Raw genomic sequence first — 22,280 nt, forward strand, 5'->3', positions numbered from 1 at the left:
GATTCACACGCAGCTTGCCGTCCTTCGCACGGCGGATGCTCACGTGCCCGCCAAAGCCGTCGTCATACTCGCCATCCCAGGAGGAGCTCTTCAGAACCACCGGCTGCTGCATGAAGCCGTAGGCCGACGCCGTGACCTGAGCCAGCTTGAGCCAGTAATTCACATCCTTCTCCGGTGTGGGCGCGTCTTTGGCCGCAGCAGAGAGCAGAGCGGGTTTGGTCTTCACTGGCTCCGGGGGCTGATAGGCGATCTTCATCCAGCGGCCCAGCAGCACCGGCCAGCGTGCCTTCCAGTCGGCCGGCACCGTCTTGTCCACGCCAGACCAGGTGTGCGAGACCTCCTTCAAAGCCACACTCAGGCGTTCATCCGCCGCCTGGGATTCTTTGCGGGCCAGTTGCAGCCGCTTCTCATCACTCACACGGCGATAGATGCCCAGGATGCCCGGGTCCTGCGGCATCTTCTGCCCCGGCTTGAACAAGATCTCCATTTTCGACTCCCCGCCCTTGGCGATGAAATACGATCCGCGATCCTGCCCCTCATCCACCAAGGCGGCAAAGGTAAGAAGATTGTCTTTGCGGGCCCCCTGCCCCGTCCACATGCCCGTCGATCCCGGTTCCGAGGCCCAGCGCATCGTCACCTCCACGCTCGTGGCGGAAGTCTGGCGCAGAGTCAGGTAACGCAGGCTTTCCTCATCATAGTAGTGCGCGGTGGTCAGCGGCTCCGCACCACGTCCGCACGCAGCCAGAAGGAAGAAGGCCAGGACCGGTATCCGAAGAGGCTGCAGGCATGATTTCATGGGGGCTCATTCTCAAAGAAGACGCTCCATGCGCAAGAATTAGAAAAGAGTGATTTTTTGCCTTCTCTATAATGATCGTATTTTACGACCAATTGTAACAAAGAAGCCCATTTTTCTTTCTCTTTTGGGATTAACTCGATCCTAAAAAGGCGGATTCGCGATTATGCGAACGATATTCTCCCAGTATAAACCACTGAAAATGAGCCTTTTGTATAGTGGTTATACAGACAAGTTTATCACTTTTACAAATATTTGAGTAATTTCTGATATGGTTGTTGCACGTTCTATAATTTCTGTTATAAATACTAGCAGAAACAAGAGCCACCCACGCAGCCATGAAAACACTCATCCGCCTCGCACTCACCGTCAGCCTCCTCGCCATCGCTTCCGCCGCGAACGCCCAGAACGGTTACTCTGCCGCCGGTTACTATGCCGCCCCTCAAGCACAGGCTGCTTACGCTCAGGAACAGGCCAATGCGCAGGCTTGGGCCGCTTGGAACGCTCAGCAGCAGGCCAACGCCGCTGGTTGGGCCCGCTACTACGCAGACCAAGCCGCCGCTCAGGCCGCCGCCAAGCAGGCTGCAGCTCAGCGCGCCTCCGCTCCCCGCGCTGCCGTCGGTGGCAATTCTCAGATCCGCTTTGACGGCCGCTTCGCTTCCGTCGGCCAGACCGCTCCTCAGGCCCTTCAGTTCGCTGTCTACGCTGCCAACACCCTCCAGAACAAGCCCTACGTGCTCGGTGGCGGCCATCGCAACATCGAGGACAGCGCTTATGACTGCAGCAGCAGCACTTCTTACGTCCTTATGAAGGCAGGATTGCTGAACCGCTGCCTGTCCAGCAAGGAGTTCGCCAACTATGGCCAGGCTGGCGTCGGCCGCTTCATCACCATCTGGGTGAAGCCTGGTGAGCATGTTTTCATCACCATCTGCGGTCTTCGCATGGACACCTCCGGCCAGATGACGGGCGAAGGTCCACGCTGGCGCACCCAGGGCCGCAACTATGCTGGCTTCAGCCCTCGCCATCCTGTTGGCTTTTAATTCTCATTTTTGTGACTCGATTATCACACGCGTAAACAAAGCTTCATTCAAATCTGAAACTCACCGCCTAAATCCCCTCAAAACTCTCAAATCTACGAATCATATGAAAACGAACACCACCTCCTCCACCGCCTCCAACAAAGAAATCTCCCTCGGCTGGAACTCGATGCCTGCTTACGGTGAAGTGATGAACCGCGTGATCGGCACCGCCCACACCGACGTCCAGAGCAGCATCAGCCTCGGCAAGAAGAGCGTGCTGAAGACCTTCTGGAGCACCCTGAGCAACATGAAGTAAGCCGGAGGCTGAAGGCAGCGTCTGACGCCCTTCACCTTGCGCTCTGCATCGCCACTGGTATGGCTCACCGCTCCAACGCATGCAGGTTCTTCGCTCCATCGACGCCCTTTCCACACTTCCCGGCCCCCTCGCTCTTGCCGTGGGCGTGTTTGATGGAATCCACCTCGGGCACCAAGAGGTCATTCGCGCGGCTCAGGAGCACGCCACGCAGCACCACGGCACCGCAGTCGTCGTGACTTTCGATCCGCACCCGATGCAGGTGCTACGCCCCGGCTCCGCTCCCAAACTCCTCTGCGGTCCGCGCCATCAGCGGCTCATTCTCGCCCAAACGGGCATCTGCTGCCTGCTGGCCTGCCCCTTCACCACCGAGACGGCCAAAACACCCGCACGCGATTTTCTCCAGCAGCTGGTGCGCGCCTCCCGCCCGCTGGGCTGCATCTCCGTCGGTTATACCTGGAGCTTTGGCCATGGCCGTGAAGGCAACATTCACCTGCTCATGGAAATGGGGCAGGAGCATGACTTTGCCGTGTATGGCGTGCCGCCTTTGAAAATCGACTCTGAAGTGGTCAGCAGCACCCTGATCCGTGAGGCCGTTTCGAAGGGGAATTTCCACAAAGCCGCCACACTGCTGGGGCGCGAGTACTCCGTGTTTGGCACCGTGATCGAAGGCCAGAAACTCGGCCGCCAGCTCGGCTTCCCCACCGCGAATGTCGATGTCGAAAACGAGCAGCTCCCACCACTCGGCGTTTATGCGGTGGAGGCGCGCGTGGGTGAACAATGGTTCCCGGGCGTGGCCAATCTCGGCCGCCGGCCCACCGTCGCGGCAGACGCTGATCCTTCCCTCGAAGTCCACCTGCTCAACTGGAGCGGTGACCTCTATGGCAAAGACATGGAGGTGCGCTTCACCCGCCACCTGCGCAGCGAAATGAAGTTCGGAAGCTTGGACGAGTTGAAGGCGCAGATCGCGCGGGATATCGCAGCTGCGAAGGCCTGATTCACGGGCCAAAAGCGGGCAGGGAAAACTCGTCGCGCGGGAACACATCGGTGTTGAGATCCTTGAGCTTGGCACGGTCATCCACAGGGCCAAATACACGGATGGGCACGTCCCGCGCTATGAACGGCGCCAGCAGAGCCGGCAGATCAATCCCCGCCAGGGCGAAGTGATGCTGCAACTCCGGTTGATTGATACGCAGCCGGAGCGCGGCCACATCCCACAGGATCGGCTGATTGCTGCCGATGATGATTTGCGGCAGGCACAGCACATGCGGAAACACGCGCACAAAGGTGTCCTCCACGCGCTGGGTGGGTGCCCATTTCACGGCGAAGCCGCCGGGCTTCAGGCGGCTGAGCAGCAGGCGAAAGTATTCCTCAGAATACAGATTGCCCGAATGCGCGCTGGTGGGGCGCAGCGCGTCTGCCTCGATGATGTCAAAGCGCTGCTTCGTCGTCATGAGAAACTGGCGTCCGTCCCCTGTGACGTGGCGGATGCGACCGTCCTTCAGCAACGCGCGCAAAGCCGCGTAAGTGGACTCCTCCGCGTACTGCCGCAGTGTCTTCAGCGCAGCGCCAAGGATCTCGATGCAGACGATGTCACGCGTCTCAGTGCGGGACGAGGCGCTGAAAAGGGTGTCGCTTGAGCCCAGTCCGATGACGGCGATTTCCTGCGGATCCGGGTGCAACAGGGATGGCAGCGCCCCGAGCGCGCTGTGTATGCCACCAAAGGGAATCCAGCTCTGACCGATGCCGTTGGCAAAGACCGTCGTGGCGGTGTTGGCAGCGCCCGGAGCCGGCTTTTTCAGCATGGAGACACCGGCGGCATCCTCCGCCAAATGAATGCGCTCCGGCGTGGTGCCATGTGCCCAAGCCCAGAGCGTCTGCTGCTCCGGAAGCGCCAGGATGCTGGCAAACATGAGGACTGCGAAGGCGACCTTGAACGACCTTCTCGCGCTGGCGACTGCGAGCAGGCCAAACACGCCGCTCAAAAGCACCAGCAGCCGCAAAGTCAGCGCCGTGCCCAGCAGCGGCAGCAGCAAGGTACTGACCAGCACCGCGCCGAGCATGCTGCCGACGATGTTCGCCGTCTGAATCCAACCCACTCGGCGGCCGACAAGTTTCAGATCACTCTGCGCGGCCTGTTGCAGCAGGGGATAACTCAGGCCCATCATCAAGGTTGGCGGACCGATCAACAACAGCGGCAGACCGAGGTGAAGGACGGGAAAGATCAAGGCCACGAGCAACTCATGCAGTGACAATGCCCCAGCCCACCCTTTCTGGAGCTGCAGCAACGTCGTGCTGGCATCCACCGGCTCGTATCCGTCCAAATACTTGCGCACACCTGCCAGCCATGGCCAATGGTTCACCGCCGCCAGCACCCCTGTGGTCATGAGCCCTGTGTAAAAGCCGATCCCGCACTGCAAGTAGAGGAACCCTTTCGCCGGACGCCGTACACGCGGAGCCAGCCACGTTCCCGCCAGCGAACCCGCGCCGACTCCGCCCAAGTAAACCGCCAGCAGCGTGCCAAAGGTGAACGCGGTGGATTTCAACATCACCCCGAGCAGCCTGAACCACAGCATCTCCAAGGCCAGCGCAATGAAGCCTGACAACGCGTAAATCATGAGGCAGCGCCTCAGGCTCCAGCAAGTTTCATCCTGAATGGTTTTGAGCTGTGGCTCCGCAGCATGGCTGGGCCGCAGCCAGAGCAGAGGCAGGATGCCAGCGGCGCACACGGCGTTAAGCAGCACCGCATGATGGATCGCACCCTCAATGCCATAAAGCGGCAGCAGCAGCCACGTCGTCAGCAATGCGCCCACCGCCGCCCCGAGTGTGTTCGCGCCGTAGAGCCGGCCCGTTCTGACCGCTGCGCCGGGCAGATCACGAATCATGCCGCGCCAGCACCGGCAGCGACAGGCCCATCAGAAAGGTCGGCAGCAATAGCGCCAGAATGAGCACGAGCGCCGTCAGCACCCGCGAATCCGCGATGCCACCGAACTTGAGATACAGCAGGTCATAAAACAGCGGCTTGCTGACGAGGCCGAAGAGCGCGATCAGCGCCTCCGCAACGCCAAATAGCAGCAGGTTTTGGCGCCGCGAGAGTTTGTCCGCTAGCCCACCGCCAAAGAAGCTGCCGCAGCCCAAGCCGGCCATGAAAGCGGTGACGATGATCGTAATCGCCAGCACATCGCCGCCTGCGAACACGACGAGCAGCCGCTGCCACACCACCTGGTAAACCAGAGCCGCAAAGCCGGAGAGAAAGAACAAGAACAGCACCCACAGGCGCACTGGCAGAGACGACATTGAATCATTGCTAGCGGATAACCACCGCGACGTCAATCCAGCCCCGCCTTGGCGTTGCTTCTGGTAAACAGACCTTGCTCCGGCCAGGGTCTCACTTCTTCGGCTTCGGTGCTTCCTGCTTCGGATAACCTTCCAGCTTCACCACGCTAACGGCCGTTTCAGTTGGAAAATCCGCAGGCACGGCGGCCGTGCGCTCCACCTTGCCAGTGGCAGCCCATTCGGTGCCGCGTTGTAGGATGGTGTAAAAACCGCGATCCAGCATCGAGTAGTCCGCATGGCCCAGCGTCGTGTGAAACACCCGGCCTTTTTGGTAGCCAAGCACCAGATTGTTCGGCTCGCTCACGGCAGTGAGGTCAGACACCGCCGTGGTCAGCACCTCCACATTTTCAGCAGGGCCGCGCAGCTTGCTGTAGAGCTCGTCCTTGGCGTGCAGCCAGCGCTTGGGGAGTCCCTTGGTGATGGGATGATCAGAGTTCTGAATTTCGACTATGAACTCATGCTGCGCGCCGTGAGCGCCGCCATTTCCCGCCACGGTGTCGCGGAAGAGCTTGCCGTCCTTCACATACAGCCAAGGGCCGGACTTTTCATTACGACCGCCCCAGCCACCGACACCGATCATGTCATTGTATTCCTTCCACTCGGGAAAGGAATTGTTTGCCGCATGAATCGAAACAAAGCCGCCGCCGTCAGCCACATACTTCGTGAAGGCATCACGCACATTCTGCGGCCAGGGCTCGCCGTTGTAGTTGCTCACCACCGCCTGGTAGTCGCTGAACACCGGCTTCCAGGCATGCCAGGCTTCCTTGGGCGATCCTTTGGGCGGCGTGGTGGTGACTTCGACGGTGAAGGCGCCGCTGCTTTCCAGCGCGTTGCGCAGCACGGGCGTGGTGATGTCCCACTTGTGATTGTTCTGACCGTCCACAATGAGGACTTTCAGTTTGTCTGCGGCCTGCAGGCTGGCGGCGGCACACAGGAGGAAGGTAAGGAGGATGGAGCGCATGATTAAAACGTTGCTATCAGTAGGTCACAATTTTGGCAAGAACGAACATTTGGAACACTGCGTAATTCACCTTGACCCTCGGTGCTGCCACCACCCACACTAAGAGGTCCCTCAATGCCCTTGTTTGTTGCCTTCCTTCTCTACTTCGCGCTGCTCCTGCTGCTCGCGGTTATCTCTGCTGCGGAAACAGCCATCCACAGCGCGCGCGATGTCGAAGCGCAGCTGCTTGCCGCCGGTGAAGGTGCCGTGGCCCAAAGACTGCGCGCCATCACCGCCAATCCCTTTGCGCAGCTGCACCACACCCTGCTGCTCTCTGCAGCGCTGAATCTCGCCCTCGCCGCACTTGGCCTGTGGATTGTCACCGGACCGCTGTTGGCCTCAGGATGGAATGTGTGGCTCACATCATCCGTCATATTCTTGGCAACGGTCCTGCTAGGAGATATGGCTCCCAAATTTTTTGCCGCTCGCAATCCCTCGGTGGTTCTGCTCGGCAGCCTGCGTTTGCTGCATCCGCTGCGCAACGTGATCGACCCGCTCGCCTCGCTTGTTGATCGCACCACCGACGCGCTGCTGCAAAAATTCGTCACCCGGCACATCAAGACTCGCATGCCCGTGACGCGTGATGAATTCGAAACCCTGGTGGAAATGCGCGAGGAGCAGGGCCTGCTGGACAGCGATGACAGCGCCATGATCCATGAAGCGCTCGACATCGAATCACTCACCGTGCGTGACTGCATGATCCCGCGCGTGGATCTCGCGCTCATGAGCAGCGAAGACTCACCGCAAAAGACGACCGCCATCCTGGAAAAATCTGTCGGGCGTTTTGTCATCGTCTACGGCGAGACTCCTGATTCGGTCGAAGGCGTGCTCGACACCAATGCCTGGAAACTCGCGAACCGTCCGGACTGGCGCACGCTGCTGCGCACGCCGGCCTTTGTGCCTGAGACCATGCCCGTGCTCGAAGTCTTGGAGCATCATCTGCAGCGGGATGAACAACCGGTGCTCATCGCGGATGAATACGGCGGCCTTGAAGGCATGATCACCCGTCGTGAGATCGCCGACTGGCTGCTTTACGAAGCCGCGCCCTGGCATGGAGAAACCTCGGAGATTCGAGATCTGGGCGGCGGTCGTTTCCTGCTGGATGGCGGCACCCGGCTCGACCACATCAAGCAGGAACTCGGCGTCAGTTTCGACCTCGATCTGGATGTGAGCGGCATCGACACCATCGGCGGACTTGTTTTCAACCAACTCGGTCACGTGCCCAAGCCCGGTGAACGCATCAGCCTCGACGACGCGGACATCAAGGTGCGCCGCATCGTGCGTGCCCGCATTCAGGAGGTGGAGCTCCGCCTCAAACGCAAAAATTCCGACGACTCCGCCGCAGCTTAAAGTCCTCACACCCGCATGACCTGGCTCCTGCTCCTCCTCTGCCTCGCTCTTTCCTTCATGCTCTCCGGCCTGGAGAGCGCGGTGATGGCCGTCAGCCGTGTGCGTGTGCGCCATGCGGCGAGTGCAGGCGACCGCCGTGCACGTGGCCTGCTGCCGCTGCTGGAAGACAGGGATGCCTTGATCGGCTGCATCACCGTGGCCAATCACCTCACCAATCTCGCAGCCTTCCTGCTCGTCGCTTTTCCCATCATCCACCATGCGACTCTGTGGGGCTACGTGCTGGCCTTCACGCTCGCGCTGCCTGTTTTCCTCATCGGCCTGGAAGTGATGCCCAAGAAGCTCTTTCGCAGCTATCCCTTCCGCTCCATGCGCAGTGTCTCGCCGCTCGTCCATCTCGTCGGTCTGGCGCGTCCTCTGTTTCGCGTGGTGACCGGAAAAAAAAATACCGACAGCAGTGAAGTGCCAAGCGAGGCACGCCAGACACGCGGGCGTGACGATCTGAAGGCGCTGGCGCAGGAGCTCGCCGCCCAGCATCAGCTTACACCGAATGCCATGCATCTCATCGAGCGCGTGCTCGACTACAAGAAGCTGTGCACCGGCGACATCATGCAGCCGCTGGCACGCAGCATCGCCCTCGCCGCTGAGATCCCGCTCAGCACGGCCTTGATTGTGGCCCGTGAGCAAAACTGCACGCTGCTTCCTGTGCTCGGAGACAATGGCAGCTTCATTGGCCTGCTCGACACCACCGACCTTCCCGCCGTCATCCCCCCGGACCGCCTCGTGCGCCACCACATGCGTACGCTGGATGCCGTGCCCGCCAGTCTGCCCGCCCTGCACACGCTGCAGCGCATGCGCAAATCCGGCCGCCGCCTCGCCATCGTGGTGGATGAACGCCAGCAGCCGCTGGGACTCATCACGGAAGAGCGACTGCTGGAGCCGCTGATGCACTGAGCGAAGAATTTATGGAGCCGGTTGAAATCGTCCACCGCCACCGCCATCCATAGGCCACCATGCCTCAGCTCGTCTTCGCCACCTCCAATGCCCACAAGACTGAAGAAGTCGCCGCCATTCTCGGAGAAGATTGGCAGGTCGCAGATCTTCGCGATCATCCCGGGGTCACACTGGATGAAGAGACAGGTGATACCTTCGAGGCCAATGCCATCATCAAAGCCGTGAGCGGCAGCCGGGGAGTCCCCGGATTGCTCGTGCTGGCGGATGATTCCGGTCTCGAAGTGGATGCGCTGGACGGTGCGCCCGGGGTACGCAGCGCACGCTATGCGGGAGAGACCGCCAATGCCGCAGACAACCGCGCGAAATTGAAAACCGAACTCGCCAAGCTGCCGCAGGACATCCGTTTCAGTGGTCGCTTTCAATGCTGCATGGTTCTCGCTCGTGATGGCGAAGTGCTGCACGTCACGAGCGGCAGCGTGGAAGGCCTTCTGCTTACGGAGGAAGTGGGTGCGGGCGGCTTCGGCTACGATGCGCTTTTCATCCCTGATGGTTTCACGGAAACGTTCGGCGTCCTGCCTGCCGAAACGAAGAACCAGCTCAGCCATCGTGCCCGCGCCCTCGCGGCGATGAAGGAACAACTCGCCTCACTGGCCTGAGCTTATGCGACCGCTGATCTTCATCCTCACCCTGGCTCTGGTTGGCTGCAGCACGCCGCCACCGCCCGCACCGGTCCAAGCAGAGTCAGGGCCTGCGCCCCTCGTCCCGCCCTACCCTACGGTGGAGGAAGTGGCCGTACAGACTCCGGCCAAGCCAGCGCCGACAGCGAGTTGGACGGCCATCTCCGATTTCAAGGGCCAGCCGCTCGTCGGCGGTGCCTCGGTGATCGAATACAAGATCGGTCGCGAGCGCCACTCCTTCCAGTTGCAGATCGTGGTCTTTGACGACCGCCAGTTTGATCTCAAGGTCATCGACCAGCCTGAAGACTGGTCCGGCGGCAACCGCCTCACGGACTGCATGCGCGCTGCCGCAGCCGTCGCCGGGGTGAACGGCGGTTTCTTCACGCCAGAATTCAAGCCCATGGGCCTCATGATCGCCAGTGGCAAGCGCACCGGCACCTGGCAGACAGGCCCGCTGCTCACGGGTGCTGTCGTTGTCACTTCCCAGCCCCAGCTGCTGTGGAATGCGGATGTGAACCCCGAAGGCGCCAGTGAACTCCTGCAGGCTGGCCCGCGTCTGGTCGATGGCGGTCAGGCCGTGGCAGGACTCGATGCCAAGAAGCGCAGCACCCGCACCTTCATCGCCAACGACGGCGGCAGCCAGTGGCTCCTGGGCCTCGCGCACGACATCACCCTGAGTGAACTCGCCGAGCTGCTCACCACGCCCGGCGTCATGCCCGCATTCACGGTGAACCGTGCGCTCAATCTCGATGGCGGCCATTCTTCCGCCCTCTACTTCCGCACCAACGACGGTCGCGAACACACCCATCCCGGCTGGAGTACGGTGAGGAATTATCTGGGCATCGTGCCGAAGTGAGGCTGGCAGGTTGAGTTTACCGTGGTGGAGTGGCGAGGGGCGAGTTTTGGATGATGCGCGCAGGCACCCACACCCAAACGCATTGGCGGCCTCATGCCTCCCTCAGCCAGCCGTTGCACCATCGCCATCTTCAGCTAGTCTTCAGCCATGAGTTCGCTCGCTTTAGAAATCGATCAAACCATGCAGCAACTGGACGCTGTCACTGCCTCGCGGCTTGAACGTCTCGTACGCGATGCTCTGGCTTTGGTGAAATCGAACACCGTCCCTGGTGAAAAGAGCCAAAGCATTCGCTTCCCGCTCGTTCAGGGTGCGAAACCCATCACCAGTGAGGATGTCGCGCGACTCCAGGATGAAGTCTGATTTCCAGAATCCCCTATGGTCTGGCTCCTTGATGGCAACCTACTCACAGCACTCGCGATCAGTTCGCACGTGCATCACGTGCGTGCATTGGACTGGTTCTACTCGCAGCCACGCCGCTTTGCCACCTGTTCGGTGACGGAAGGAACACTCCTGCGCCTGCACATGATGTCTGCGCCCGACACTTCGGCGGCGGCCGCCTGGACCACGCTCGGGCAGCTACGTCAGATGCAGGGCCATGAGTTCTGGCTGGACGGCTTTAGCTACGAAGAAGTGCGCCATCAGGGTTTGAAAGGGCACCGGCAGATCACCGATGCTTGGTTGGCTGAACTTGTCCGTCAACGCAGAGGCCGGCTGGCAACACTCGACAGCGGCCTTGCCGCTTTCCATCCTGATGTAGCGCACCTGGTTTGAACCGCTTCATGGATCGCAGCGCCTGAGAGAAGGACCGCCTGGGGAATCAGCGCTTCTCCGCCGGCTTCAGAATCGCTCCCATCTACGTGGTAAACTGGGTCATCAAGTCCGGTGGCCGGGTGTATTTGGAGACGCCTTCGAAGAGCTTCAGGGTGACGTGAGTGCCCAGGCCCTTCAACGCGCCCCTCGGTACGCAAAACCGCCTCCGTCGGCTTGCACCGAGGAAGGCGGGTGAGGTTTGAACGGACGGGCGGGCTTAGGCCGCGTCTTCGTCCACGATGGCAGGCAGCGCAGGGCGCTCGGTTTCGTGGAGTTCGAAGTTGCGGTTGCTGATGAAGCCAGTGCCGGCCGGGATGAGGTGACCCATGATGACGTTTTCCTTGAAGCCGCGCAGGAAGTCGGACTTCGCAAGGGTGGCGGCTTCGGTGAGCACACGGGTGGTGTCCTGGAAGGAAGCAGCCGAGATGAAGGATTCGGTTTCGATGGAAGCCTTGGTGATGCCGAGAAGAACTGGCTCTGCCTCTGCAGGCTTGCCGCCTTCTTCGGAAACACGGTTGTTTTCCTTCTCGAACTCGCCGCGGTCGATCTGGTCGCCCCAGAGGAACTCGGTGTCGCCGGTGTCGGTGACCTTCACCTTGCGCAGCATCTGACGGATGATGATCTCAACGTGCTTGTCATTGATTTCCACACCCTGGGCGCGGTACACTTCCTGAACTTCGTTGACCAAGTGCTCGCGGAGAGCCTGTGGGCCAAGAATTTCGAGGAGGTCATGCGGAACGACTGGACCGTCGGTGATCTGGTCGCCTTTGCTGACGTGGTCGCCGTTGAACAGCAAGATGTGCTTGCTGCGGGGGATGAGATGTTCTTCCTGCTGGCCGGTCTTGTTGTCGGTGACGATCACGCGGCGCTTGCCACGGACGAGACCGCCGATTTCAACCACACCGTCGATACGGGCGATTTCGCAGGCATCCTTCGGCTTACGGGCTTCGAAGAGTTCGGCCACACGTGGAAGACCACCGGTGATGTCCTTCGTCTTGGAGGCCTTACGAGGCGTCTTGGCGATGGTGGTACCAGCTTCGACCTTCTCGTTGTTCTTCACGCTCAAGTGAGCGCCCGCTGGAATGGTGTAGCTGGCGAGAACTTCGTGCGTCTTCGGATTCACCACGACGACCTGCGGATGGAGGTCTTCCTTGTGCTCGATGACGACGGTTTCTTCGTTGCCGGTGGACTCGTTCTTTTCCTTGGTGATCGTGATGCCCGAGATCATGTCGCGGAACTCCAGCTTACCAGCCTTCTCGGTGATAATCGGCACGTTATACGGATCCCAGGTGACGACCTGCTGGCCCTTCTTGACCTTGCCACCGTCTTCGACGGAGATAACGGCGCCCGTGACCAGCTTGTGGCTTTCGAGTTCGCGACCGTCGTCGTCATGGATGGAGAGGATGCCGTTCTTGGTAAGGGCGATCCAGGTGCCTTCGATCGTGGTAACCGCACGCATGTCGGTGTACTTGACGGTACCAGCGTTTTTGACGTTGATGAAGGGCTGCTTGAAGGAGGCCGTGGCAGCACCACCCACGTGGAAGGTACGCATGGTGAGCTGCGTTCCGGGTTCACCGATGGACTGGGCAGCGACGATGCCGACGGCTTCGCCGATCTTCGCCATTTTATGCGTGGCGAGGTGGAGGCCGTAGCACTTCGAGCAGCAGCCGCGCTTGCTTTCGCAAGTGAGCACGGAGCGGATCTTGAGCTTCTCGACACCGATCTTCGCGAGGTGAGCGGCTTCTTTTTCGGAAGCGAGCTGACCGGCCTTGATGACGATGCTCTTGTCCACGGGATCATGGATCGTTTCGCAGGAGACACGGCCATAGACGCGGGTCTTGAGATCAACGATTTCTTCGTCACCCTGATAGATGGAAGCGAGCGTGATGCCGTTGACGGTGCCGCAATCTTCCTCAGTGACGATGACGTCCTGAGAAACGTCGACGAGCTTACGGGTCATGTACCCGGAGTCAGCCGTCTTCAGAGCGGTATCGGCAAGGCCTTTACGAGCACCGTGAGTGGAGATGAAGTATTCGAGCACGCTCAGACCTTCACGGAAGTTCGAGGTGATCGGACGTTCGATAATTTCACCGGAAGGCTTGGCCATCAGACCGCGCATACCTGCAAGCTGCTTGATCTGCGTACGGTTGCCTCGGGCGCCCGAGTTCACCATGACGTAGAGCGGGTTGTGGTGCTTCTTGCCCTCGTTGTATTCCAGAGTGCGGAAGAGTTCGTCGGCGACGATTTCACCCACCTGCGTCCAGATGTCGATGATCTTCTGATAGCGCTCACCATTGGTGATAATACCACGGCGATACTGCTTCTCGATTTCTTCGATCTGCTTGTAGGCGTTTTCAAGACCAGCGGCCTTGGCGGTCGGGATGACCATGTCGGTGATACCGATGGAACAACCGGAACGGGTCGCTTCGCGGAAGCCGAGCTGCTTGAGACGATCCAGCGCGTGGACGGTTTCTTTCTGGCCCACGGTCTGGAAACAACGCCAGATGATGTCGGAGATCTGCTTCTTGCCGACGGTGGTGTTGATGAAGCCGAGGCCTTCAGGCCAGGTTTCATTGAAGAGAACACGGCCTGCGGTTGTCTCGATGACAGCCTTGGAAGGATCACCAAACGGACGCTTCGGCAGATTCCAGTCAGGATTGCGGAAACGAATCTTGTCGTTCACCGTCAAACCACCTTCGGAGATGGCGAATTCAACTTCAGGGGCGTCATTGAAGATCGGCACGCGACCTTCGACATCACCCTTCTTGCCCTTGGCGTCCTGGTTCGGGAACTCACGCAAGTAGGTAAGGAAGTAGCAACCCAGAGGAATGTCCTGGGAGGGATTCATCACCGGCTTGCCGCTGGCAGGGCTGAACAAGTTGTTCGGCGCAAGCATGAGCAGGCGGGCTTCCATCTGAGCTTCGATGGAAAGCGGGACGTGAACGGCCATCTGGTCACCGTCGAAGTCGGCGTTGTAGGCCGTACAAACGAGGGGATGCACGCGAATGGCCTCACCTTCGATGAGCTTCGGCTCGAAAGCCTGGATCGAAAGACGATGGAGCGTCGGAGCGCGGTTGAGGAGAACGGGGTGCCCCTTGGTCACTTCGTCCAGGATGTCCCACACTTCAGGCGTGCGGCGTTCGATCATCTTCTTCGCGGAGCGCACGGTGTGCACCAGGCCCATCTCCTTGAGACGGCGGATGATGAAGGGTTCGAACAGCACGAGGGCCATCTTCTTCGGCAGACCGCATTGGTGCAGCAGAAGGTCAGGTCCGATAACGATGACGGAACGGCCGGAGTAATCGACGCGCTTGCCGAGAAGGTTCTGACGGAAGCGGCCGGACTTGCCCTTGAGCATGTCGGACATGGACTTCAGCGGGCGGTTGCCTGCGCCGGTCACCGGGCGACCATGGCGGCCGTTGTCGAACAAGGCGTCCACAGCTTCCTGCAGCATGCGCTTTTCGTTGCGGATGATGACATCCGGTGTGCGAAGCTGAAGGAGGTTCTTGAGACGGTTGTTGCGGTTGATGACGCGACGATAGAGGTCGTTCAAGTCGGAGGTGGCAAAGCGGCCGCCTTCGAGGGGGACGAGCGGGCGAAGGTCTGGCGGGATGACCGGCAGCACTTCGAGGATCATCCACTCAGGACGGCTGTGGCTTTCGGCGAAGCCCTGGCAGAGCTTGAGGCGCTTGGCGAGCTTCTTGCGGATCTGCTTGGAGCGCGTCTTGGTCATCGCCTCTTCGAGTTCCTTGGTCACGTCCGCCAGGTTGAGCTGGGCGAAGATGTCACGGATGGCCTGAGCACCCATGCCGACGCGGAAGGCGTCTGCACCGTACTGCTCTTCGGCTTCACGAAGGTCGACTTCGGTCAGGAGCTGGCCGCGCTGAAGCGGGGTGCTGCCTGGATCAATGACCATGTAGTCTTCATAATAGATCACGCGCTCCAGCGAACGGGCGGTCATGTCGAGCATGAGGCCGATACGGGAAGGCATGCACTTGTAGAACCAGATGTGCGTCACCGGCACGGCGAGTTCAATGTGGCCCATGCGCTCGCGACGAACGCGGGAGAGGGTCACTTCGACGCCGCAGCGATCGCAAACGACACCCTTGTGCTTGATGCGCTTGTACTTGCCGCAGGCGCACTCCCAGTCACGGGTGGGTCCGAAGATACGTTCGCAGAAAAGGCCGCCCTTTTCTGGCTTGAACGTACGGTAGTTGATGGTTTCTGGATTCTTAACTTCACCGGAGGACCAGGAGCGGGTGCGGTCCGCAGAGGCGATGCAGATCGACACATAGTCGAACTCCTCGCCGTGTTGGGGTTCCCCGAAGATTTCTTTCAAGCTCGCGTCAGCATTCATGATGTGTGGAGATGGGTGGCAGGTTTTTGCGCTGGGTTTCTGGGGGAAGGAGGGTTAGGCACCCGCCGAGGAGGCAAAGTTTTCAAGGGCTTCCACATCTGCATTGGCGTTGGCGCGCTTGTGCACCTTAACGTCGAGGCCGAGGGACTGCATTTCCTTGATGAGCACGTTGAAGGACTCAGGCGTGCCGGCTTCAAGAGCGTGGTCGCCTTTGACGATCTGCTCATAGATGCGCGTGCGGCCCTGAACATCGTCAGACTTGACGGTGAGGAGTTCCTGCAGCGTGAATGCGGCACCGTAGGCTTCAAGGGCCCACACTTCCATTTCCCCGAAGCGCTGGCCGCCGTATTGGGCCTTACCACCCAGAGGCTGCTGCGTGACGAGCGAGTAAGGTCCGACCGCACGTGCGTGGATCTTATCGGCGACAAGATGGTTCAGCTTCAACATGTAGATGTAGCCGACGACGACATCAAGGCTGAAGGCGTCACCTGTGCGGCCGTCGAAGAGTTTCGACTTGCCGTTGAGGCCCATCCATTCATACCCAGGAACCTTCTTGGCTTCCTTGATGTATTCCATGATCTTGGTTTCAGGGATACCATCGAACACTGGTGTGGCGATCTTCATGCCCAGAGCCTTGGCGGCGAGGCCAAGGTGGGTTTCAAGCACCTGACCCACGTTCATGCGTGATGGCACGCCGAGGGGGTTCAGCACGATGTCAACAGGCGTTCCGTTTTCGAGGAACGGCATGTCTTCTTCAGGAACGATGTTGGCGACGATACCCTTGTTTCCGTGACGGCCGGCCATCTTGTCACCCACCGAAAGCTTGCGCTTGCTGGCGAGGAAGACGCGCACCTGCTTGACCACGCCGCTGTCGGCGGTGTCTTCGCTGGACTCGATCTTGTCGAGGTTGCGCTCACGTTCCATGTCGGCGTCAGAGAACTTCTGTTCGAAGGTCTGGATGATGTCGAAGATCTTGTTACGGATCGGGCTCGGATCGATTTCGATGGTGTCGTAGCTTTCGGCCACGTGACGAAGCATCGTCTTGGTGATCTTCTTGTTCGCGCCGACGAGGGGCTCGCCGGTCTGACCGTTCACGATGTCGAGAGGGATCTTCTCGTTGAGGAGGATGTCAGAGAGACGCTCGGTGAGCTGCTCGGTGAGGTCTTCCTTCTTCGCACGATAGTCTTCTTCGATCTGCTTGATGTGCTTCTTGTACTCGGACGGGGAGAGCTTCTCCTTCTCAGAGTCAGCACCCATGCCGCGCTGGGCGATGCGGACATCCATGATGATGCCGGTGCAGCCGGAGGGAACACGCAGGGAGGTGTCCTTCACGTCAGCAGCCTTCTCACCGAAGATGGCGCGCAGGAGGCGCTCTTCAGGGGCGAGTTCGGTTTCGGATTTCGGAGTGATCTTGCCGACGAGGATGTCGCCAGGCTTCACTTCAGCACCGATGCGCACGACGCCCTGGGCGTCGAGGTTCTTCAGCGCTTCGTCACCGACGTTCGGAATGTCACGCGTGATTTCTTCTGGCCCGAGCTTGGTGTCACGTGCGATGACTTCGAAGTCTTCGATGTGAATGGAGGTGTAGATGTCCTCCTTGACCACGCGGCGGCTGATGGTGATGGCATCTTCGAAGTTGTAACCGTTCCAAGGCATGAACGCGACGAGCATGTTCTTGCCGATGGCAAGCTCACCCTGGTCGGTGCAAGGACCGTCGGCGATGACATCGCCCTTCTTGATCTTCTGACCGCGCTTCACCAGAGGCTTCTGGTTGATGCAGGTGCCGGCGTTGGAGCGGCCGAACTTGCGGAGAGGGTACACGTGGGTGCCCTTGTCTTCGTCGGTCACGCACGACTTGATCGGGTTTTCGAGGAACTTGTCGTCCTTGACGGGCAGGTTGCCGTCCTTGGTGACGATGATCACGTCAGCGGTTGCAGCAGCGACGGTGCCGTTGGCGTCAGCGACGATCACGGAGCGTGAGTCACGGGCGGCCTTGCCTTCCATGCCGGTGCCGACGAGCGGGGACTCACCTTCGAGGAGAGGCACGCCCTGGCGTTGCATGTTCGAACCCATCAGCGCGCGGTTGGCGTCATCATGCTCAAGGAACGGGATGAGCGCGGCAGCCACGGAGACGAGCTGCTTTGGCGACACGTCCATGAGGGTGACGAGCGCAGGCTCAACTTCGATGAACTCGCCGCGGTAACGGACGGTGATCTTGTTGCCTTTGAAGTTGCCTTTTTCGTCGATCGGATTGTTCGACTGGGCGATGTAGTGCTTCTCTTCCTGGTCGGCGGTGAGATACTCGATCTTCTCGGCCACGATGCTGTCCTTCACCGGACGATACGGCGTTTCGATGAAGCCGAATTCGTTGATGCGGGCATAGCTGCCGAGGGAGTTGATCAGACCGATGTTCGGACCTTCAGGAGTCTCAATCGGGCAGATACGGCCGTAGTGGGACGGATGAACGTCACGAACTTCGAAGCCGGCGCGGTCACGATTCAGACCGCCAGGCCCGAGTGCGGAGAGACGGCGCTTGTGGGTCAGTTCGGCCAGAGGATTAATCTGATCCATGAACTGGGAAAGCTGGCTGCGGCCGAAGAAGTCACGAACGACGGCGGAAAGCGCCTTCGGATTGACGAGCTTGGCGGGAGTCATGGTGTCCATGTTCACGTCGAACAGGGTCATGCGCTCTTTCACCAGACGCTCGGTGCGGGAAAGGCCCACGCGGCACTGGTTGGCGAGCAATTCACCGACGGCACGCACACGGCGGCTGCCGAGATGGTCAATATCATCCAGAATGCCCTGGCCTTCACGCAAGTGGAAGAGGTAGCGCAGTGCGGAAATGACGTCCTCAGCGGTGAGGATGCGCATTTCGGTGTCGGTCTTCAGCGAGAGCTTCTGATTGATCTTGTAACGGCCGACGCGGGTGAGGTCATAACGCTTCGGATCGAAGAACAGGCGCTTCACAAGGGCGCGTGCATTCGGCGTGGTCGGAGGATCGCCCGGACGCAGACGGCGGTAGATTTCCTTCAGAGCTTCATCTTCATCCTTCGCGGTGTCCTTGCGCAGGGAGGTGATGAGGAGGTCATCCGGGGAGGCGGTGACGACTTTGACGGACTTGTGGCCAAGCTGGATGAGCTGGCGGATGACGCCGGAGGTCAGCGGCTCGTAGGCACGTGCGACGATGAGTTCGCCGTCGAGGATGTCCTTGAAGAGGATCTTGGTGGCGACTTCTTCTTCGGGGAGGTTGTCCTTGAGCTTGAGGTCCTGGATTTCGTAGAAGAGTTTGAGGATGTCCTCATCACCCGGGAAGCCGATCACGCGCAGGAGCGTGGTGGCCAGGAACTTACGACGGCGGCGGCGGCGGTCGAGATAGACGTAAAGAAGGTCGTTCGTGTCGAACTGCACTTCGAGCCAGGTACCGCGGTCAGGAATGATGCGGAAGCCGTGGAGCCAGCGGCCATTGAGATGCTGGCTGGTTTCAAAGCAGATACCAGGGGAACGATGGAGCTGGGAGACGACCACGCGCTCTGCGCCGTTGATGACGAAGGTACCACGCACCGTCATGAGGGGGATTTCACCCATGTACACGCGTTCCTGCTTCGCACCCTGCTCGTCCTTGAGCTCATAGGTCACGTACAGCGGGGCGCTGAAGGTCTCGGCCTCATGAATGGCTTCGAGGGAGCTGAGCTTGGGATCGCCGATTTCGTACATGACGAAATCGAGGGTCATCTTCTCATCATAGCTGGTGATCGGGAAGACTTCCCGGAACACGGCCTGGAGGCCGAGGTCTTTGCGCTTCGAGGGCGAGATGTTTTTCTGGAGAAATTCCTCGTATGAGCGGAGCTGGATCTCGATGAGATTTGGGGGCTCGGCGACTTCGTGGATTTTGCCAAAGTTGGTGCGCTGGGACATAAGGCAGTGATGAGGCGGTTAGGGGGCGATGGGCGGTGGCACGGGATGCGGAAAGGGAGTTCCGCGAAGCAACAAAAGAGCAATGTCAGGCGGCCAGCCCGGCATTACTTGCGATTGTCGCGAAAACGAAGCAGCCGGAATCCAGGTGTGAACCCGAATTCAGGCCATGAAAATTGTCTGAAGCAGGCGGCACATCGCGTGGTGTCCCGGAACCGTAGCACTTGCTGCGGAGGTTCAGGCGGGGATCACGGGCGGTTGCGGGCATGCGATGGAACGAAACGAACGGGGGATTGAAACTGACTCTAACTTAAAAAGGCTCCTGACCGCGCGGCGCTGCTGATGATGGCAGACGCCACGCGGAAAAGAGCAGGAACTTAAGACTACTTGATCGTGATCTTGGCGCCAGCGGCTTCCAATTTCTTCTTGATCTCTTCGGCTTCTTCCTTTTTGCAGCCTTCCTTGAGGGTCTGCGGAGCGCTTTCGACAAGCTTCTTCGCTTCTGCAAGGCCAAGGCCAGGAACAACGCCACGGACTTCTTTGATGACGCCAATCTTGTTGGTGCCAGCTTCGGTCAGGATGACGTCGAACTCGGTCTTTTCTTCGACAGCGGCTGCAGGAGCAGCACCACCAGCGCCGGCGGCGGCGGCAGGAGCAGCGGCGCTAACGCCCCACTTCTCTTCGAGGGATTTCACGAGTTCAGCAACTTGCAGGACGGTCAAGCCACTCAGTTCTTCAACGATTTTATTCAGGTCAGCCATATTATTTTGTCGGTGTCGCCGCGTTCCGCAGCTGCGGATAAATTAAGAGCAAAAGCTTTTGCTCCGGCGAGGAACCATTAAGTGTTGGGGTATTCAGGCCTTGTGACGGGCCATCTAATCAAATGGGGTTTACGCGGGTTGTTCAGCGGGTGCGGCCTGCTCAGCAGCAGGAGCGGCGGCTTCAGCAGCAGGCGCAGCTTCTTCAGCGGCAGCTGCTGGAGCAGCTTCCTCAGCGGGAGCGCCGTCTTTATCGGCCTTGGCCTTGAGCACGCGGGCGAGGGCGGAAGCCGGAGCCTGGAGCATACCGAGGAGCTGGGAGAGCAACACTTCGCGGGAGGGCAGATCGGCAAGGATCTTAATGGCCGCAGTGTCCAGCAGATTGCCGTCGAGGACGCCAACTTTCATCACCGGCTTTTCGAACTCGGCGTGGAAATTCTTGAGGATCTTGGCAGCGCCGAAAACATCCTTGGCACCCGTCACGAAGGCGCTCTGGCCGGTGAGGTGGGCACCCAGATCACCTGGATAGCCGGCCTTTTCAGCAGCCTTCTTCACCAGGTTGTTTTTGAAGACGTGAATCTCCGCTCCGACAGCGCTGAGGCGCTTGCGCAGTTCGGCGAATTTCGCGACCTTGAGGCCAGTGTAATCGACGACGAACAGGAATGGGGAGGCGTTGACCCGCTTCAGCAGGTCATCGATGAGCAATGTTTTGAGTTCTTTCATGGTACAGTGCTTCTATAAATTAGAGTTTGACGTACTTCGACACGTCGATGCGGAGCGCAGGCGACATGGTGGCGGCGAGAGTGATGGTTTCGACGTAGCGGCCACGTGCGGAGGCGGGCTTGGCGCGCACCACGGCTTCGATCAGCGCAGTGGCGTTTTCCGTGAGCTGCGGGACTTCGAAGGAAGCCTTGCCGACGGAGGAGGCGATGTTGCCGTTTTTGTCGAGCTTGAAGTCAGCACGACCTGCTTTGACGGCCTTGACGGCTGCAGCGGTGTCGTCAGTGACGGTGCCCGTACGAGGATTTGGCATCAAACCGCGAGGTCCGAGCTGCTTACCGAGTTTACGAACTTCATTCATCGCAGCCGGAGTGGCGATGGCGACGTCGAAGTCGGTGAAACCTTCCTTCACCTTGGCGATGAGGTCTTCGTTGCCGACGATGTCAGCACCGGCGGCCTTGGCGGCTTCAGCAGCAGCGCCCTGGGCGAAGACGGCGACGCGCACGGTCTTGCCGGAGCCATGAGGCAGTGGGCAGGTGCCGCGAACCATCTGGTCGCTCTTCTTCGGATCCACACCCATGCGGAACGACAGGGTGACGGTCTGGTTGAACTTGGTGCCAGGGAGTTTGCGCAGGAGTTCAGCCGCTTCTTCGAGCGTGAATGACTTGCCTGCCGGAACCATCTCGGCTGCTTTCTTGTAACGTTTGCTTCTCTTTTGCATGGTAGGTGTGCAGTGGTGGCGAACTGTGACGTTCTCCTGCTTCGGTTGAAGTGATTAGTCGATGATTTCGATGCCCATCTGGCGAGCGGTACCCGCCATGATGCGGGACGCCATGGTGAGATCGGAAGTGTTGAGGTCGGCGATCTTGAGCTTGGTGGCTTCAAGAAGCTGTGCCTTGGTGATTTTGGCGACCTTGATCTTGTTCGCTTCCTTGGAACCGCTGGCGATGTTCGCGATCTTTTTCAGAAGATTGGAAGCAGGAGGCTGCTTGGTGATGAAGGTGAAGCTCTTGTCCTTGTACACCGTGATCACGGTCGGGAGGACGTCACCACCGGCTTTGGAAGTGGCGGCGTTGAACTCCTTGCAGAAGGCCATGATGTTCACACCGGCCTGACCGAGAGCAGGGCCGATGGGCGGTGCGGGGTTGGCGGCACCAGCTTTGATCTGGAGCTTGATGAGTTTGATGATTTCCTTGGCCATGTCTTTGTGTTCCTTGCTTGCTTGAGTTGAGATTCAGGGGGCGGCGGGTCGGCTTATGCCTTCTCGACCTGCCAGTATTCGAGATCGACCGGTGTGGAGCGCCCGAAAATATTGACGGAGACGCGCAGCACGCCGCGTTCCGGATCGATTTCCTCGACGATGCCGTTCTGGCTTTCGAAGGGACCGTCGGCCACACGCACGGTGTCACCGAGATTGAAGGCGATTTT

At 59.7% G+C, this 22,280-nt stretch carries 20 protein-coding genes; 9 read left to right on the forward strand and 11 right to left on the reverse strand.

Going from position 1 to position 22,280, the window contains the following annotated elements; all coding sequences use genetic code 11:
- Positions 1-796 (reverse strand): hypothetical protein (locus ACIREA_RS07110; protein ID WP_397381572.1); only part of this gene is annotated, 796 nt, incomplete at its 3' end.
- Positions 797-1,131: 335 nt separating this feature from the next.
- Between ACIREA_RS07110 and ACIREA_RS07115 the strand changes: the two genes are divergently transcribed.
- The 3 genes from ACIREA_RS07115 to ACIREA_RS07125 all read left to right on the forward strand — a co-directional run bounded on the left by ACIREA_RS07115 (position 1,132) and on the right by ACIREA_RS07125 (position 3,122).
- Positions 1,132-1,833, forward strand: coding sequence for a hypothetical protein (locus ACIREA_RS07115; RefSeq protein WP_397381573.1), 702 nt, complete (start codon positions 1,132-1,134; stop codon positions 1,831-1,833).
- A gap of 103 nt (positions 1,834-1,936) precedes the next feature.
- Positions 1,937-2,128 carry a hypothetical protein gene (locus tag ACIREA_RS07120; protein WP_397381574.1) on the forward strand — a complete coding sequence of 64 codons (192 nt, stop codon included), beginning with the start codon at positions 1,937-1,939 and terminating at the stop codon, positions 2,126-2,128.
- Positions 2,129-2,207: 79 nt separating this feature from the next.
- Positions 2,208-3,122 carry a bifunctional riboflavin kinase/FAD synthetase gene (locus ACIREA_RS07125; protein WP_397381575.1) on the forward strand — a complete coding sequence of 305 codons (915 nt, stop codon included), beginning with the start codon at positions 2,208-2,210 and terminating at the stop codon, positions 3,120-3,122.
- 1 nt (position 3,123) lies between these two features.
- Here the strand turns inward: ACIREA_RS07125 and ACIREA_RS07130 are convergent, their stop codons facing one another.
- The 3 genes from ACIREA_RS07130 to ACIREA_RS07140 all read right to left on the reverse strand — a co-directional run bounded on the left by ACIREA_RS07130 (position 3,124) and on the right by ACIREA_RS07140 (position 6,422).
- Positions 3,124-5,010, reverse strand: coding sequence for a spermidine synthase (locus ACIREA_RS07130; protein ID WP_397381576.1), 1,887 nt, complete (start codon positions 5,008-5,010; stop codon positions 3,124-3,126).
- Complete coding sequence (locus ACIREA_RS07135; protein WP_397381577.1) at positions 5,000-5,422, reverse strand: hypothetical protein; 423 nt, start codon at positions 5,420-5,422, stop codon at positions 5,000-5,002. Before ACIREA_RS07135 ends, ACIREA_RS07130 begins: the two co-directional genes overlap by 11 nt.
- A 91-nt stretch (positions 5,423-5,513) precedes the next feature.
- Positions 5,514-6,422: a ThuA domain-containing protein gene (locus tag ACIREA_RS07140; RefSeq protein WP_397381578.1), complete on the reverse strand. Its 909-nt coding sequence runs from the start codon at positions 6,420-6,422 to the stop codon at positions 5,514-5,516.
- A gap of 114 nt (positions 6,423-6,536) precedes the next feature.
- Here ACIREA_RS07140 and ACIREA_RS07145 point away from each other — a divergent pair, with 114 nt between their 5' ends.
- From ACIREA_RS07145 to ACIREA_RS07170, 6 genes are all read left to right on the forward strand, one after another.
- A complete protein-coding gene (locus tag ACIREA_RS07145) occupies positions 6,537-7,811 on the forward strand; it encodes a CNNM domain-containing protein (RefSeq protein ID WP_397381579.1) in 1,275 nt (424 codons plus the stop codon).
- Between the two features lie 15 nt (positions 7,812-7,826).
- Complete coding sequence (locus tag ACIREA_RS07150) at positions 7,827-8,762, forward strand: CNNM domain-containing protein (protein ID WP_397381580.1); 936 nt, start codon at positions 7,827-7,829, stop codon at positions 8,760-8,762.
- Between the two features lie 59 nt (positions 8,763-8,821).
- Complete coding sequence (locus ACIREA_RS07155; protein WP_397381581.1) at positions 8,822-9,418, forward strand: non-canonical purine NTP pyrophosphatase; 597 nt, start codon at positions 8,822-8,824, stop codon at positions 9,416-9,418.
- Between the two features lie 4 nt (positions 9,419-9,422).
- Positions 9,423-10,295, forward strand: a complete 873-nt coding sequence (locus tag ACIREA_RS07160) for a phosphodiester glycosidase family protein (RefSeq protein ID WP_397381582.1) — start codon at positions 9,423-9,425, stop codon at positions 10,293-10,295.
- Positions 10,296-10,442: 147 nt separating this feature from the next.
- Entirely contained in the window at positions 10,443-10,655 is a 213-nt protein-coding gene (locus ACIREA_RS07165) for a hypothetical protein (protein WP_397381583.1), read from the forward strand.
- Positions 10,656-10,670: 15 nt separating this feature from the next.
- Positions 10,671-11,066, forward strand: a complete 396-nt coding sequence (locus tag ACIREA_RS07170) for a VapC toxin family PIN domain ribonuclease (RefSeq protein WP_397381584.1) — start codon at positions 10,671-10,673, stop codon at positions 11,064-11,066.
- 256 nt (positions 11,067-11,322) lie between these two features.
- Here the strand turns inward: ACIREA_RS07170 and rpoC are convergent, their stop codons facing one another.
- The 7 genes from rpoC to ACIREA_RS07205 form a co-directional block, all read right to left on the reverse strand.
- Positions 11,323-15,462: a DNA-directed RNA polymerase subunit beta' gene (gene rpoC, locus ACIREA_RS07175; protein WP_397381585.1), complete on the reverse strand. Its 4,140-nt coding sequence runs from the start codon at positions 15,460-15,462 to the stop codon at positions 11,323-11,325.
- Positions 15,463-15,516: 54 nt separating this feature from the next.
- Entirely contained in the window at positions 15,517-19,377 is a 3,861-nt protein-coding gene (gene rpoB, locus ACIREA_RS07180) for a DNA-directed RNA polymerase subunit beta (protein ID WP_397381586.1), read from the reverse strand.
- A gap of 380 nt (positions 19,378-19,757) precedes the next feature.
- A complete protein-coding gene (rplL, locus tag ACIREA_RS07185; protein WP_397381587.1) occupies positions 19,758-20,135 on the reverse strand; it encodes a 50S ribosomal protein L7/L12 in 378 nt (125 codons plus the stop codon).
- Positions 20,136-20,264: 129 nt separating this feature from the next.
- Positions 20,265-20,855, reverse strand: coding sequence for a 50S ribosomal protein L10 (gene rplJ / locus ACIREA_RS07190; protein ID WP_397381589.1), 591 nt, complete (start codon positions 20,853-20,855; stop codon positions 20,265-20,267).
- A 19-nt stretch (positions 20,856-20,874) separates the two neighbouring features.
- Positions 20,875-21,573: a 50S ribosomal protein L1 gene (gene rplA / locus ACIREA_RS07195; protein WP_397381590.1), complete on the reverse strand. Its 699-nt coding sequence runs from the start codon at positions 21,571-21,573 to the stop codon at positions 20,875-20,877.
- Between the two features lie 54 nt (positions 21,574-21,627).
- The gene (gene rplK / locus ACIREA_RS07200) at positions 21,628-22,053 is read right to left on the reverse strand and encodes a 50S ribosomal protein L11 (protein WP_397381591.1); all 426 of its coding nucleotides are present in this window, start codon (positions 22,051-22,053) and stop codon (positions 21,628-21,630) included.
- 53 nt (positions 22,054-22,106) lie between these two features.
- The coding region (locus ACIREA_RS07205) for a KOW motif-containing protein (protein WP_397381592.1) at positions 22,107-22,280 on the reverse strand (174 nt) is incomplete at its 5' end.

The organism is Prosthecobacter sp. (assembly GCF_044373815.1).
In the GTDB taxonomy this organism is placed as follows: Bacteria; Verrucomicrobiota; Verrucomicrobiia; order Verrucomicrobiales; family Verrucomicrobiaceae; genus Prosthecobacter.

What these genes read in the sequence shown, in the direction of transcription:
- ACIREA_RS07115 (WP_397381573.1), top strand. Translation starts at nt 1,132, where the DNA reads ATGAAAACACTCATCCGCCTCGCACTCACCGTCAGCCTCCTCGCCATC.
- ACIREA_RS07120 (WP_397381574.1), top strand. Translation starts at nt 1,937, where the DNA reads ATGAAAACGAACACCACCTCCTCCACCGCCTCCAACAAAGAAATCTCC.
- ACIREA_RS07125 (WP_397381575.1), top strand. Translation starts at nt 2,208, where the DNA reads ATGCAGGTTCTTCGCTCCATCGACGCCCTTTCCACACTTCCCGGCCCC.
- ACIREA_RS07130 (WP_397381576.1), bottom strand. Translation starts at nt 5,010, where the DNA reads ATGATTCGTGATCTGCCCGGCGCAGCGGTCAGAACGGGCCGGCTCTAC.
- ACIREA_RS07135 (WP_397381577.1), bottom strand. Translation starts at nt 5,422, where the DNA reads ATGTCGTCTCTGCCAGTGCGCCTGTGGGTGCTGTTCTTGTTCTTTCTC.
- ACIREA_RS07140 (WP_397381578.1), bottom strand. Translation starts at nt 6,422, where the DNA reads ATGCGCTCCATCCTCCTTACCTTCCTCCTGTGTGCCGCCGCCAGCCTG.
- ACIREA_RS07145 (WP_397381579.1), top strand. Translation starts at nt 6,537, where the DNA reads ATGCCCTTGTTTGTTGCCTTCCTTCTCTACTTCGCGCTGCTCCTGCTG.
- ACIREA_RS07150 (WP_397381580.1), top strand. Translation starts at nt 7,827, where the DNA reads ATGACCTGGCTCCTGCTCCTCCTCTGCCTCGCTCTTTCCTTCATGCTC.
- ACIREA_RS07155 (WP_397381581.1), top strand. Translation starts at nt 8,822, where the DNA reads ATGCCTCAGCTCGTCTTCGCCACCTCCAATGCCCACAAGACTGAAGAA.
- ACIREA_RS07160 (WP_397381582.1), top strand. Translation starts at nt 9,423, where the DNA reads ATGCGACCGCTGATCTTCATCCTCACCCTGGCTCTGGTTGGCTGCAGC.
- ACIREA_RS07165 (WP_397381583.1), top strand. Translation starts at nt 10,443, where the DNA reads ATGAGTTCGCTCGCTTTAGAAATCGATCAAACCATGCAGCAACTGGAC.
- ACIREA_RS07170 (WP_397381584.1), top strand. Translation starts at nt 10,671, where the DNA reads ATGGTCTGGCTCCTTGATGGCAACCTACTCACAGCACTCGCGATCAGT.
- rpoC (WP_397381585.1), bottom strand. Translation starts at nt 15,462, where the DNA reads ATGAATGCTGACGCGAGCTTGAAAGAAATCTTCGGGGAACCCCAACAC.
- rpoB (WP_397381586.1), bottom strand. Translation starts at nt 19,377, where the DNA reads ATGTCCCAGCGCACCAACTTTGGCAAAATCCACGAAGTCGCCGAGCCC.
- rplL (WP_397381587.1), bottom strand. Translation starts at nt 20,135, where the DNA reads ATGGCTGACCTGAATAAAATCGTTGAAGAACTGAGTGGCTTGACCGTC.
- rplJ (WP_397381589.1), bottom strand. Translation starts at nt 20,855, where the DNA reads ATGAAAGAACTCAAAACATTGCTCATCGATGACCTGCTGAAGCGGGTC.
- rplA (WP_397381590.1), bottom strand. Translation starts at nt 21,573, where the DNA reads ATGCAAAAGAGAAGCAAACGTTACAAGAAAGCAGCCGAGATGGTTCCG.
- rplK (WP_397381591.1), bottom strand. Translation starts at nt 22,053, where the DNA reads ATGGCCAAGGAAATCATCAAACTCATCAAGCTCCAGATCAAAGCTGGT.